This window comes from Streptomyces tanashiensis (genome assembly GCF_014648895.1).
Classification (GTDB): Bacteria; Actinomycetota; Actinomycetes; order Streptomycetales; family Streptomycetaceae; genus Streptomyces; species Streptomyces tanashiensis.
In genome coordinates this window covers 19,562-31,484 of sequence record NZ_BMRZ01000030.1, presented here as the reverse complement: position 1 = coordinate 31,484, position 11,923 = coordinate 19,562, and the positions used below count along the sequence as shown (strand labels likewise).

13 protein-coding genes are annotated in these 11,923 nt (G+C 69.7%); 12 read left to right on the top strand and 1 reads right to left on the bottom strand.

Annotation, left to right across the window (positions count from 1 at the left end; genetic code table 11):
• Positions 1–12: 12 nt before the first annotated feature.
• On the bottom strand, positions 13–1,059 hold the full coding sequence (locus IE237_RS39525) for a sugar ABC transporter substrate-binding protein (protein WP_189807053.1): 1,047 nt from the start codon (positions 1,057–1,059) through the stop codon (positions 13–15).
• A gap of 505 nt (positions 1,060–1,564) precedes the next feature.
• Here IE237_RS39525 and IE237_RS39520 point away from each other — a divergent pair.
• From IE237_RS39520 to IE237_RS39465, 12 genes are all read left to right on the top strand, one after another.
• A complete protein-coding gene (locus IE237_RS39520) occupies positions 1,565–2,416 on the top strand; it encodes a fumarylacetoacetate hydrolase family protein (protein ID WP_189807052.1) in 852 nt (283 codons plus the stop codon).
• Between the two features lie 11 nt (positions 2,417–2,427).
• Positions 2,428–3,780, top strand: a complete 1,353-nt coding sequence (locus IE237_RS39515; RefSeq protein ID WP_189807051.1) for an L-fuconate dehydratase — start codon at positions 2,428–2,430, stop codon at positions 3,778–3,780.
• On the top strand, positions 3,777–4,538 hold the full coding sequence (locus IE237_RS39510; RefSeq protein WP_189807050.1) for an SDR family NAD(P)-dependent oxidoreductase: 762 nt from the start codon (positions 3,777–3,779) through the stop codon (positions 4,536–4,538). Before IE237_RS39515 ends, IE237_RS39510 begins: the two co-directional genes overlap by 4 nt.
• On the top strand, positions 4,535–5,542 hold the full coding sequence (locus IE237_RS39505) for an aldo/keto reductase (RefSeq protein WP_189807049.1): 1,008 nt from the start codon (positions 4,535–4,537) through the stop codon (positions 5,540–5,542). The genes IE237_RS39510 and IE237_RS39505 overlap by 4 nt, the downstream gene beginning before the upstream one ends.
• Positions 5,542–6,282: a (Fe-S)-binding protein gene (locus IE237_RS39500; RefSeq protein ID WP_189807048.1), complete on the top strand. Its 741-nt coding sequence runs from the start codon at positions 5,542–5,544 to the stop codon at positions 6,280–6,282. Before IE237_RS39505 ends, IE237_RS39500 begins: the two co-directional genes overlap by 1 nt.
• Entirely contained in the window at positions 6,279–7,730 is a 1,452-nt protein-coding gene (locus tag IE237_RS39495) for a LutB/LldF family L-lactate oxidation iron-sulfur protein (protein WP_189807047.1), read from the top strand. Before IE237_RS39500 ends, IE237_RS39495 begins: the two co-directional genes overlap by 4 nt.
• Complete coding sequence (locus IE237_RS39490; protein WP_189807046.1) at positions 7,727–8,377, top strand: LutC/YkgG family protein; 651 nt, start codon at positions 7,727–7,729, stop codon at positions 8,375–8,377. Before IE237_RS39495 ends, IE237_RS39490 begins: the two co-directional genes overlap by 4 nt.
• Positions 8,374–8,685, top strand: a complete 312-nt coding sequence (locus IE237_RS39485; protein WP_189807045.1) for an L-rhamnose mutarotase — start codon at positions 8,374–8,376, stop codon at positions 8,683–8,685. The genes IE237_RS39490 and IE237_RS39485 overlap by 4 nt, the downstream gene beginning before the upstream one ends.
• Positions 8,673–9,563: an amidohydrolase family protein gene (locus IE237_RS39480; RefSeq protein ID WP_189807044.1), complete on the top strand. Its 891-nt coding sequence runs from the start codon at positions 8,673–8,675 to the stop codon at positions 9,561–9,563. The genes IE237_RS39485 and IE237_RS39480 overlap by 13 nt, the downstream gene beginning before the upstream one ends.
• 150 nt (positions 9,564–9,713) lie before the next feature.
• The gene (locus tag IE237_RS39475; RefSeq protein WP_189807043.1) at positions 9,714–10,409 is read left to right on the top strand and encodes a FadR/GntR family transcriptional regulator; all 696 of its coding nucleotides are present in this window, start codon (positions 9,714–9,716) and stop codon (positions 10,407–10,409) included.
• A gap of 482 nt (positions 10,410–10,891) precedes the next feature.
• Positions 10,892–11,281: a hypothetical protein gene (locus IE237_RS39470; protein WP_189807042.1), complete on the top strand. Its 390-nt coding sequence runs from the start codon at positions 10,892–10,894 to the stop codon at positions 11,279–11,281.
• Positions 11,282–11,338: 57 nt separating this feature from the next.
• Positions 11,339–11,863: a hypothetical protein gene (locus IE237_RS39465; RefSeq protein ID WP_189807041.1), complete on the top strand. Its 525-nt coding sequence runs from the start codon at positions 11,339–11,341 to the stop codon at positions 11,861–11,863.
• Positions 11,864–11,923: the final 60 nt, after the last annotated feature.

Sequence of the window (11,923 nt, the reverse complement as noted above, 5' to 3'; positions counted from 1 at the left end):
GGGGGGGGGGTACTAGCTGACGTTGTTGCCCCAGAGGGACTTGTCGTCGACGTTCTCCTTGGTGACCAGCGGGGCGGGGAGCTGGTCCTCGAGGCCGTTGGGCAGCTGGATGATGGTCGAGTCGTGGTCTGTGGGGCCGGGCTTGAAGGTCTTGCCCTCGGCACCGGCCTGGGCGTAGTACAGGGCGTACTTGGCGTAGAGGTCGGCGGGCTGGGAGACCGTCGCGTCGATCTCGCCCTTGCGGATCGCGTCGAACTCCTGCGGGATGCCGTCGTTCGAGATGATCGCGATGTGGCCGGGCTGACCGACGGGCTTGAGCAGGCCCTTCTGCTGGAGCAGAGCGAGGGTGGGCTGCAGGAAGACGCCGCCGGCCTGCATGTAGATGCCGTTCAGGTCGGGGTGGGCGGCCAGGGTGGACTGGAGCTTGGCCGAGGCGACGTCACCCTTCCAGTCGGTGGCCAGCTCGATCACCTGGATGTTGGGGAACTTGTCCTTCATACAGGCGGCGAAGGCCTCGGAGCGGTCGCGCCCGTTGATGGAGCTCAGCGCGCCCTGGAGCTCTGCGACCTTGCCCTTGCCGCCGAGCTGCTTGCCGAGGAACTCGCAGGCCTTGGTTCCGTACGCCTTGTTGTCGGCGCGGACCACCATGTAGACGTCACCCTTGTCGGGGCGGGTGTCGACGCTGACCACGGGGATCTTCTTCGCGGACAGCTGCTCCAGGGTGGAGGCGATGGCGCCGGTGTCCTGCGGGGCCATGACGACGGCCTTGGCCCCGGTGTTCTGGAAGATCTGGACGTTGGCGACCAGCTTGGTGACGTCGTTCTGGGAGTTGCTCACCGGCAGGGTGTTGAGGCCCTGGGAGGCGGCGTCCTGCTTGATGTACTGGGCGTAGGAGTTCCAGAAGTCCGAGTCCGCACGCGGCAGGTCGATACCGAGAGCCGGCTTGGCCGCGGCGGTTGAGGAACCGGACGCGTCGCCCCGGCCGCAGGCCGTGGCGGCCCCCGCCAGGACGACGACGACGGCGGCGGTGGCCGCGATTCTGCACGAGCGAGGCTTCATGGTGCTGATCTCCTTGACTGGGATGCCCGGGTCCCCTGCTGGGAGGGGGGAAGTCGGTGCGGCGACAGGACCGGGTGGGCCGGGGGGCCACCCGAGGGGCGGAGCGGAGGAGGAACCGACCTCCCTGCCGGCCCTCATGCCAGGAGGGAGGCCGGTTCCTGGTGGCGACGGTCCGTGGCAAGCCCCGGATCGCGCTTCCCGCAGTCATCGGATGGCTTGCGGTACCCCAGGACCATACGAGCCGGAGACTTGACTGGCAAGAGGAAACCTCGGATGAATTTTCATCTGACATCCGAGCCGTCTCGATGCACTACGAACGAATGCCGTATGCGCCCTGACCTGCATATTTGAGAGATTCGGCGGGTTTCTGGCCCGCGTAAACAATAAACATCGGAGGACTTCTTGCGGTGACGTGCCTCCGACTCGTATGGTCAGGGCATCGCTAATCATCCGATGTATGCCAGTGAGGTGTCTTGGCCTCCGGAGCGACGATGGGAGACAGGGCATGAAGCTACTGCGAGTCGGGTCGGCGGGTGAAGAGGTTCCGGCCGTCCTCGACGAGGACGGCCGGGCATTCGCCCTCTCGGGCCTGACCAATGACATCGACGGGGCGTTCCTGGCCTCGGACGGGATCGACCGTGTCCGGGCAGCCCTGACTGCCGGGGTGCTTCCCCCGGTCGACCTGACCGGCCTGAGGGTCGGCGCACCCGTCGGCCGACCGGGCAAGATCGTCTGCGTCGGCCTGAACTACTGCGACCACGCGGAGGAGACCGGGGCAGCCGTTCCCGAACTGCCGGTCGTCTTCATGAAGGACCCGTCCACCATGATCGGACCCTACGACCGGGTGCTGATCCCGCGCGGCTCCGTCAAAACGGACTGGGAGGTGGAGCTCGCCGTCGTCATCGGTCGCAAGGCCCGCTACCTGGGGCACCCGGACGAGGCCGCCGGCCACATCGCGGGCTACGCGATCAGCAACGACGTCTCCGAGCGCGAGTTCCAGCTCGAGTTCTCCACTCAGTGGGACCTCGGCAAGTCCTGCGAGACCTTCAATCCGCTGGGTCCCTGGCTGGTCACCGCGGACGAGGTCGACGACGTGCAGTCGCTGGGCCTGCGCCTGGCCGTCAACGGTGACGCGCGGCAGAACGGCAACACCAAGAACATGATCTTCGACGTCGCTTACCTGATCTGGTACCTCAGCCAGTACATGGTGCTCAACCCCGGTGACGTCATCAACACCGGCACCCCGGCCGGCGTGGCCCTGGGGCTGCCCGGTACCCCCTACCTGCGCGCGGGCGACACCGTCGAGCTGTCCATCGACGGTCTCGGTGTCCAGCGCCAGACCTTCATCAACGCGTGAAAGGCACTGAGTTGTCTGCAAGCACAGCGCGGGTCACCGCCGTCGACACCTACGACATCCGCTTCCCCACCTCGCGGGAACTCGACGGGTCCGACGCGATGAACCCCGACCCCGACTACTCCGCTGCCTACGTCGTCCTGCGCACGTCGGAGGGCGGCCACGAGGGTCACGGCTTCACCTTCACCATCGGCCGCGGCAACGACGTCCAGGTCGCCGCCATCAACGCACTGCGCGAGCACATCGTCGGACGCCGCGTCGACGAGCTCTGCGGCGACCCCGGATCCCTGTACGGAGACCTGATCGGCGACAGCCAGCTGCGCTGGCTCGGCCCCGAGAAGGGCGTGATGCACATGGCCATCGGCGCCGTTGTGAACGCGGTCTGGGACCTGGCCGCCAAGCGCGCCGACAAGCCGTTGTGGCAGCTGCTCGCCGACGCCGACCCCGCGTGGCTCGTCTCCCAGATCGACTTCCGCTACATCGCCGACGCGCTCACCCCCCAGGACGCTCTGGAGCTGCTGACCAAGGGCAAGCAGGGCTCGACCGAACGGGCAGCCGAACTCCGCCGCCGCGGCTACCCGGCCTACACCACCTCGCCCGGCTGGCTCGGCTACAGCGACGAGAAGCTCACCCGGCTCGCGAAGCGGGCAGTGGCCGACGGCTTCACCCAGATCAAGCTGAAGGTCGGCGCCGATCTGGACGACGACATCCGCCGCTGCCGCGCCGGGCGCGAGGCGGTCGGCCCGGACATCCGGATAGCGATCGACGCCAACCAGCGCTGGAACGTCGACGAGGCGATCGAGTGGACCCGTGCGCTGGCCGAGTTCGACCCGTACTGGATCGAGGAGCCCACCAGCCCGGACGACGTCCTGGGACACGCCACCATCCGGCGCGGCGTCCACCCGATCAAGGTCGCCACCGGCGAGCACGTACAGAACCGGATCATCTTCAAGCAGTTGCTCCAGGTCGGCGCCATCGACGTCCTCCAGCTCGACTCGGCCCGCGTGGCCGGCGTCAACGAGAACCTCGCCATCCTGCTGCTCGCCGCCAAGTACGACATCCCCGTCTGCCCGCACGCCGGCGGCGTGGGCCTGTGCGAGCTCGTCCAGCACCTGTCGATGTTCGACTACGTCGCTCTGTCCGGAACCACCCAGGACCGCGTCATCGAGTTCGTCGACCACCTCCACCAGCACTTCCTCGACCCGGTGGTGATCGACGCCGGCCACTACCGGGCACCCGCGGCGCCCGGCTTCTCCGCCACCATGTACCAGGCCACCATCGACACCTACACCTACCCTGGCGGTGCGTTCTGGGTGGCCGACGCGGCAGCCGCCGAGGACGCCACGGACTCGGAGGCCCGCTCATGACGACCGACCTCGACGGGCTCACCGCCCTGGTCACCGGCGGTGCCTCCGGCATCGGCCTGGCAACCGCGCAACTCCTCAGCGAGCGCGGAGCGAAGGTCGCCGTACTGGACCTCGACCCGAGCTCCGTCAGTGCCCCGCTGCGCGGCTTCACCGCCGACGTCGGCGACGACCAGTCGGTGCGCTCGGCCGTGGAGCAGGCCGCCGCGGCCCTCGGCGGGATCGACATCCTGGTCAACAACGCCGGCATCGGGGCCGCCGGGACGGTGGAGGACAACCCGGACGACCAGTGGCACCGCGTCCTGGACGTCAACTTGCTCGGGATCGTGCGCATGACCCGCGCCGCTCTTCCCTATCTGCGCCTCTCCGCCTCCGCCTCGGTGGTCAACACCTGCTCGATCGCCGCCACCGCCGGACTGCCGCAGCGAGCGCTGTACTCGGCCAGCAAGGGCGCGGTCCTGTCGCTCACCCTGGCCATGGCCGCCGACCACGTCCGCGAGGGCATCCGGTTCAACTGCGTCAACCCCGGCACTGTCGACACCCCGTGGGTCAGGCGGCTGCTGGATGTTGCCCCCGACCCGGCCGCCGAGCGCGCCGCGCTGAACAGCCGCCAGCCCACCGGCCGCCTCGTCAGCGCCGAGGAGGTCGCCGCAGCCATCGCCTACCTCGCCTCCCCGGCCGCCGGCTCGGTCACCGGCACCGCGCTCGCGGTGGACGGCGGCATGGCGGGCCTGAGGCTGCGACCGGTGGCAACGTCATGACGCTGCGTCAGAACGTCCTCGGTCGCGGACAGGTGAAGGTCAGCGAACTCGCCTTCGGTGCGGCGGTCATCGGCAATCTGTTCAACCCGGTGACCGATGCCCAGGCCGAGGAGGCTGTCATGGCCGCCTGGGAATGCGGTGTCCGGCACTTCGACACCGCCCCGCACTACGGCCTCGGCCTGTCCGAGCGCAGGCTCGGCGCGGTACTGCGCGGCATGCCCCGCGAGGAGTTCACCATCTCCACCAAGGTCGGCCGGCTCCTGGAGCCCGCCGACCCCGGTAGCGGTGGCGGTGACGACCTGGCCGACGGCGGCTTCGCGGTACCCGCGACCCACCGCCGCCGCTGGGACTTCACCGCTGAGGGCGTGCGTCGCTCCCTCGCGAGCAGCATGGAGCGTCTGGGCCTGGACCGGATCGACGTCGCCTATCTGCACGACCCCGACGACCATGCCGAATGGGCCCTCACCGAGGCCTACCCGGAGCTGGAACGCCTGCGCGCCGAAGGCGTGCTCGGCGCGATCGGGGTCGGCATGAACCAGGCCGAACTGCCAGCCCGGTTCATCCGCGAGACCGACATCGACGCCGTCCTGCTGGCCGGCCGCTACAGCCTCCTCGACCACAGCGGGCTCACCGAACTGCTCCCCCTCGCCGCAGAACGCGGCGTCGGCATCGTCATCGGAGGAGTCTTCAACTCCGGCCTGCTCGCCGACCCCCGGCCCGGCGCCACCTTCGACTACACCACCGCGCCGAGCGACCTGGTGCAACGAGCTCTCGACATCAAGGCCGTCTGCGAGAGCCACGACGTACCCCTGCGCGCTGCCGCCCTGCGCTTCCCGTTCGGGCACCCGGCCATCGCGAGCGTCCTGGTCGGAACCCGCAGCGCCGATCAGGTCCGGGACTCTGCCGCCATGCTCCAGCATCACATCCCGGCGGCCCTGTGGGCGGACCTCAAGGAGCGCGGGCTGCTGCCGCCGGACGTTCCTACGCCTGAGGAGGTGAACTGATGCGCATCGCCCTGTTCGTCACCTGCTTCAACGACACCATGTTCCCCGACACGGGCCGGGCGGTGGTGTCCGTGCTTGAACGCCTCGGCCACACGGTCGACTTCCCGCAGGAACAGACCTGCTGCGGGCAGATGCACTTCAACACCGGCTACCGCCCGGACGCCGTCCCGCTGGTCGAGCGTTTCGCCCGGACCTTCGCTTCGTACGATGCCGTGGTCACCCCGTCGGCGTCCTGCGCCGGGATGGTCCGGGAGAACCACCCGGTGCTCGCCGAGGACTACGGCCCGGCCGCACTCCAGCGGCAGGTGGCCGAACTGATGCCCCGCGTCTACGAGTTCACCGAATTCCTGACCGATGTGCTCGATGTCACCGACGTCGGAGCCCGCTACCCCCACAAGGTCGCCTACCACCCCACCTGTCACTCGCTGCGGGGCCTGCGGCTGGGGGACCGGCCCGAACGCCTGCTGCGAGCGGTCAAGGGTCTCGACCTGGTCGACATCCCGGCCGCCGACTCCTGCTGCGGCTTCGGCGGCACCTTCGCGGTCAAGAACGCCGACACCTCCGCCGCGATGCTCGCCGACAAGAACGCCGCCGTCCTGGACAGCGGAGCCGAGGTGCTCTGCGCGGCCGACAACTCCTGCCTGATGCACATCGGCGGGGGGCTGTCCCGGCAGGGATCCGTCGTACGGACCGTGCACCTGGCGGAGATCCTCGCCGCTACGGAAGGAGCCACACAATGAGCGACACCGGCAACCGCGGGGTGGTCTGGCTCGGCGCCCCCTCCTTCCCCGACGCCGCCCGCGAGGCGCTCGGCACCCCCCAACTGCGCGCCAACCTGAAGCGGGCCACCGGCACCATCCGGGACAAGCGGCTCGCCGTGGCCTCGGAGCTGGGTGACTGGGAGGACCTGCGGGACACCGCTGCCGCGATAAAGCAGCGGACGTCCCGTCACCTCGACTACTACCTCCAGCAGTTGGAGCAGTCCGTCACGGCGGCGGGCGGCGTCGTCCACTGGGCCTCCGACGCCGCCGATGCCAACCGCATCGTCACCGCGCTCGTGCAGGCCACCGGCGAGCGCGAGGTGGTGAAGATCAAGTCCATGGCGACCCAGGAGATCGGGCTCAACGAGCACCTGGCCGAAGCCGGCATCACCGCGTACGAGACCGACCTCGCCGAACTCATCGTCCAACTCGGCGACGACCGGCCCTCCCACATCCTGGTTCCCGCGATCCACAAGAACCGGACCGAGATCCGCGACCTGTTCACCGCCGAGATGGGCCAGTGGGGACAAGCCGCTCCCGAGGACCTCACCGACGACCCCCGTGAACTGGCGGAGGCCGCGCGCCGCCACTTGCGGGAGAAGTTCCTCACCGCCAAGGTCGCCGTCTCCGGAGCCAACTTCGCCTCCGCCGACACCGGCACCGTGGTCGTCGTGGAGTCCGAAGGCAACGGCCGGATGTGCCTGACCCTGCCCGACACCTTGATCACGGTGATGGGCATCGAGAAGGTGGTCCCCACCTTCGCCGACCTTGAGGTCTTCCTCCAGCTGCTGCCCCGCTCCGCCACCGGCGAGCGGATGAACCCCTACACCTCCACCTGGACCGGCACCACCGACGGCGACGGCCCGTCGGCGTTCCACCTGGTCCTGCTCGACAACGGCCGCACCGACACCCTCGCCGACACCGTCGGCCGCCAGGTGCTCGCTTGCATCCGCTGCTCGGCCTGCCTGAACGTCTGCCCGGTCTTCGAGCGCACGGGTGGCCACGCCTACGGCTCCGTCTACCCCGGACCGATCGGGGCCGTCCTCACTCCTCAACTGGTCGGAGTGGAGAACGCGGCGACCCTTCCGTTCGCCTCCACCCTGTGCGGAGCCTGCTACGACGCCTGCCCGGTGAAGATCAACATCCCCGAGGTGCTGACCCACCTGCGCGCCAAGACCGTCGAGGGCAAGGGCCGGACCGCGGAGGCCCTGGCGATGAAGGCCGCAGCCACCGTGCTGGACTCCCCGCGTCTCCTCTCCGCCGCCCAGATGGCTGCTGCCGTCGGCGGTCGGGCACTCGCCCGGAAGGGACGGATCGGCCGGCTTCCCGGCCCGATGCGCGGCTGGTCCGATACCCGCGACACCCCCGCACCGCCTGCCGAGTCCTTCCGTACCTGGTGGCGCAAGAACAAGGAGGGCGACAGATGAGCAGCCGCGAGGCCATTCTCACCCGGATCCGGGCCGCACTCGCCGATGTCCCCGCGGACGAGGTGCCGGGCGACGTCCCCGTACCCCGCGCCTACCGCCGCAGCCACACCGAGCCGGGCCAGGACACGGTGACCCTGTTCGGTGAACGGGTGGCCGACTACCGGGCCAACGTCACCCGCACCGACCAGGCGCACCTTTCCGAAGCCATTGCCACAGCCCTCACCGCACGGGGTGTCAGCCATCTGGGGCTGCCCGACGGCTTCCCGGCCGAACTGCTGCCGTCCGGCGACTGGAAGTGGCACCAGGAACCGCTCGACACCGAGGCACTCGTAGGACTGGACGGTGCCATCACCCTCGCAGCCGCGGGCATCGCCGTCACCGGCACCATCGTGCTCGACACCGGCCCCGGCCAGGGCCGCCGGGCCCTCACCCTCGTCCCCGACTACCACCTGTGCGTCATCCGCGCCGAACAGATCGCCGACGACGTTTCCGACGCCCTCGCGCGCCTGGACCCCGGGCTGCCGCTCACCTTCATCTCGGGGCCCTCCGCCACCAGCGACATCGAACTCGAGCGGGTCGAAGGCGTGCACGGCCCCCGCAGCCTGGATGTGATCATCGTCGACCGCACCGACCCGGAGCGGCCATGAGGGTCGCCCTGCACACCCGGGTCCGCGCCGAACAGATCGCCGCGTACGAGGCCGCCCACCGCGAAGTGCCCCCCGAACTGACCGAAGCCATCCGGGCTGCCGGCGTCACCTCGTGGACGATCTGGCGCAGCGACCGTGAGCTGTTCCACGTACTCGACTGCGAGGACTACGACCGCCTCCTCGCCGAGCTGGAGCACCTCCCGGTCAACATCGCCTGGCAGACCCGGATGGGCGAACTGCTCGACGTAGTCCACGACTACTCCACAGCCGGCACCAAGGCCGGACTCCCGGAGGTATGGCAGCTGTGACAGACCGCCTGATCGTCGATGCGCACCACCACATCTGGGACCTGACGGCGCGGCCGCAGCCCTGGATCAGCGGCGAGGACCTCGCCCCGCTGAACCGCTCCTTCGGCGTCGGCGACCTGGCCCCCGAAGCCGCGGTGGCCGGCGTCAGCGCCACCGTCGTCGTGCAGACCGTCTGCGTACCGGAGGAAACCCCCGAGCTGCTCGCCCTCGCCGACGGCAGTGACCTGATCGCCGGTGTCGTCGGCTGGACCGACCTCACCGCCCCCGACGTCGCCGACGCGCTCGCCGCCCTGCGCGGACAGCCCGGCGGAGACCGACTGGTGGGCATCAGGCACCAGGTCCAGGAAGAGCTCGACCCCGGCTGGCTGCTCCGCCCCGATGTCCAGCGGGGACTGATCGCCGTCGCCGAGGCCGGCCTCGCGTACGACCTGATCGTCAAGCCGCACCAGCTGCCCGCCGCCACGCTCGCGGCTGCCCGGCTCGTCGGGCTGACCTTCGTCCTCGACCACCTGGGCAAGCCGCCGGTCGCCGACGCCACCCTCGAGCCGTGGGCGGCGAACGTTCGCAAACTGGCCGCCCTGCCCAACACCGTCTGCAAGCTCTCCGGGCTGGTGACCGAGGCCGCTCCCGGCCGCGGACGGCCCGAGGACCTCGCGCCTTACGCCGACGTGGTCCTGGAGGCCTTCGGCCCCCACCGGCTGCTCTTCGGCTCGGACTGGCCCGTGTGCACCCTGCGAGCCGACTACTTCGAGGTCGTCCGGATCGCCGAGCACCTCGTCGAGGGGCTGAGCCCGGGGGAGAAGGACGCGGTGTTCCGCCGCAATGCGCTCCGTGTCTACCGGCTCCAGCCGCCCGGGCGGTTCACCACGGGTGAGTGAGGGCACCGGGAGGGGCGGCGAGGGCGAACCGCGAACACGAGGTACCGGGCGCCATCGACCGGCGCTTGGATCCTCGAATGCGTAGGCACGGGCCCTCTCACCTGCTGCGAGGACTATGCTGCGAGGATCCGTACCAGGGAGGCAATCGGCGTGCCAGTCACCGATGAGGCGATCGAGAAGATCAAAGCGATGATCGTCAGCCGTGAACTCGGCCCCGGGTCACGCCTGCCCAAGGAGGCCGACCTCGCCGAGCGGCTCGGCCTCTCCCGCAACTCCCTGCGCGAGGCCGTGAAGGCCCTCTCCCTCATCCGGATCCTCGACGTGCGCCAGGGCGACGGCACGTACGTGACCAGCCTGGAACCCAATCTGCTGCTGGACGCCCTCGGTTTCGTCGTCGACTTCCATCAGGACGACACGGTGCTCCAGTTCCTGGAGGTCCGCCGCATCCTGGAGCCCGCTGCCACGGCGATGGCCGCGAGGCTGATGTCCGACGAGGACATCGTCGCCCTCGGAGCGATCCTGGACGGTCTTCCGGAGGAGGCCTCCCTGGAGGAGCTGATCGAAAACGATCTGGAGTTCCACCGCAGGATCGCCGCCGGCTCGGGCAACATGGTGCTCTGCTCGCTCGTCGACGGCCTGTCCGGCCCGACCGCGCGGGCGCGGATATGGCGCGGGATGACCGAAGAGGGCGCTGTCGCCCGGACCCGCGAGCAGCACCGCGCGATCTTCGACGCCATCGCCCAACGCAGCCCCGACCTAGCCCAGGCCTGGGCCACGGTGCACGTGGCCGGGGTGGAACAGTGGCTGCGCGGCACCCTCGGCGCAGCAGGGTCCGCGCTCGGCTGACGACGCTCCCGGAGGCGCGCGGTCGGTGCGATCCGGAGGCTCCCTCACGGTGCGTGCTGCGCCCGTGACACGCTACGGCTGCAGCCCATCTGCGCGCCACGTTGCCGCGTCTCCGGGATCGACCTACCGTTCCGGATATGGTCAATCCTGTGCGGACGCGCTGGGGTGGTGCCGGTATGCCGGTGGAGCTGACGACCTTCGTGGGGCGTCGGGAGGACATCACTGCGGTCAAGGCCGCGCTGTCCGGGTTCCGGGACACTGCGGTCAAGGCCGCGCGCTGTCAGAGTTCAGAGCGGTGACCCTGACGGGTGTGGGCGGCGTTGGCAAGACGCGGCTGGCGATGCGGGTGGCTGCCGACCTGCGGAGGGCGTTCGCGGACGGTGTTTCGTTCACCGACCTGTCCGTGGCGACGAATCGTGAGGCGTTGGACGCGTCCGTGATCGAGGGCCTGCGGATCCACGACCGGTCGGGGCGTGAGGGCCGTGGACATCACCCTGGACTTCCTGTGTGAGCGGCAGGTGCTCCTCCTTGACGACTGCGAGCAGATCGTCAGTGAGTGTGCGTCCTTGATCGACACGGTGATTCGCCGGGCGCCGCGGGTACGGATCTTGGCGACGAGTCGCGAACGCCTGTGGGTCACCGGTGAGTATGTGTGGCGGGTTCCTTCACTGCCTGTACCGGACCCGGATCTCGGAGTGGGATGCGCGCAGAGTTCGCCGGCGCCGGTGCAGTACCCGGCGCTGGTGCTGTTCGCGGAGCGGGCCGCGGCGGCCAGTGGAGCCGCTGTGAACAGGGAGGACTGGCGGGACGTGGCGCGGCTGTGCCGCAGGATGGACGGCTTGCCGCTGGCCATCGAGCTGGCCGCCATGTAGACCCGGGTGTTCTCCCCTGGGCAGCTCGTCCAGCGTTACGAGGAACGGCTCGGGCCGATGGCCACGCTCGACCGCACGGTGCACCGCACCCTTGAGGCCGCGATCGACTGGAGTTATGAGCTGTGCACGCCATACGAGCGGTTGCTGTGGTCCCGGGCCTCGGTGTTTGCCGGCAGGTTTGGCCCGGATGCGGCCGAGGGCGTCTGCTCGGGCGACGACCTGCCACGGGAGAAGGTCCTGGACGTCGTTGCCGGACTGGTGGACAAATCGGTCCTGGTCCCCGAGAAGCAACTCGGTGAGCTGCAGTACCGGCTGTTGCAAACCCTGGCCGACCACTGGCGCACCCGGCTGCGCGCAGCGGGCGAGGAGGAGACGCTCGTCAGGCGGCACCGCGACTGGTACTTGGAGCGGACCGAGGAGATGGCTACGCAGTGGTGGGGCCCCGATCAGCTGGACTGGTCGCGGTGGTTGCGTCGTGAGTACGGCAATCTGAGGTCCGCCGTGGAGTACTGCTTGACGACGCCGGGGGAAGGGCAGGCCAGGCTCGCGGCCGCGCTGCTGCCGCACTGGCACGCGCGCTGAGGCGAGTGAGGGGCGGCCGTGGCTGGAGAGGGCCCTTGCCGCGGACACGGAACCCACCCC

Coding starts and splice junctions, on each gene's coding strand:
- IE237_RS39480 (WP_189807044.1), top strand. CDS start 8,673: ATGGCAGCTGTGACAGACCGCCTGATCGTCGATGCGCACCACCACATC.
- IE237_RS39510 (WP_189807050.1), top strand. CDS start 3,777: ATGACGACCGACCTCGACGGGCTCACCGCCCTGGTCACCGGCGGTGCC.
- IE237_RS39485 (WP_189807045.1), top strand. CDS start 8,374: ATGAGGGTCGCCCTGCACACCCGGGTCCGCGCCGAACAGATCGCCGCG.
- IE237_RS39505 (WP_189807049.1), top strand. CDS start 4,535: ATGACGCTGCGTCAGAACGTCCTCGGTCGCGGACAGGTGAAGGTCAGC.
- IE237_RS39495 (WP_189807047.1), top strand. CDS start 6,279: ATGAGCGACACCGGCAACCGCGGGGTGGTCTGGCTCGGCGCCCCCTCC.
- IE237_RS39520 (WP_189807052.1), top strand. CDS start 1,565: ATGAAGCTACTGCGAGTCGGGTCGGCGGGTGAAGAGGTTCCGGCCGTC.
- IE237_RS39500 (WP_189807048.1), top strand. CDS start 5,542: ATGCGCATCGCCCTGTTCGTCACCTGCTTCAACGACACCATGTTCCCC.
- IE237_RS39525 (WP_189807053.1), bottom strand. CDS start 1,059: ATGAAGCCTCGCTCGTGCAGAATCGCGGCCACCGCCGCCGTCGTCGTC.
- IE237_RS39465 (WP_189807041.1), top strand. CDS start 11,339: ATGGCCACGCTCGACCGCACGGTGCACCGCACCCTTGAGGCCGCGATC.
- IE237_RS39490 (WP_189807046.1), top strand. CDS start 7,727: ATGAGCAGCCGCGAGGCCATTCTCACCCGGATCCGGGCCGCACTCGCC.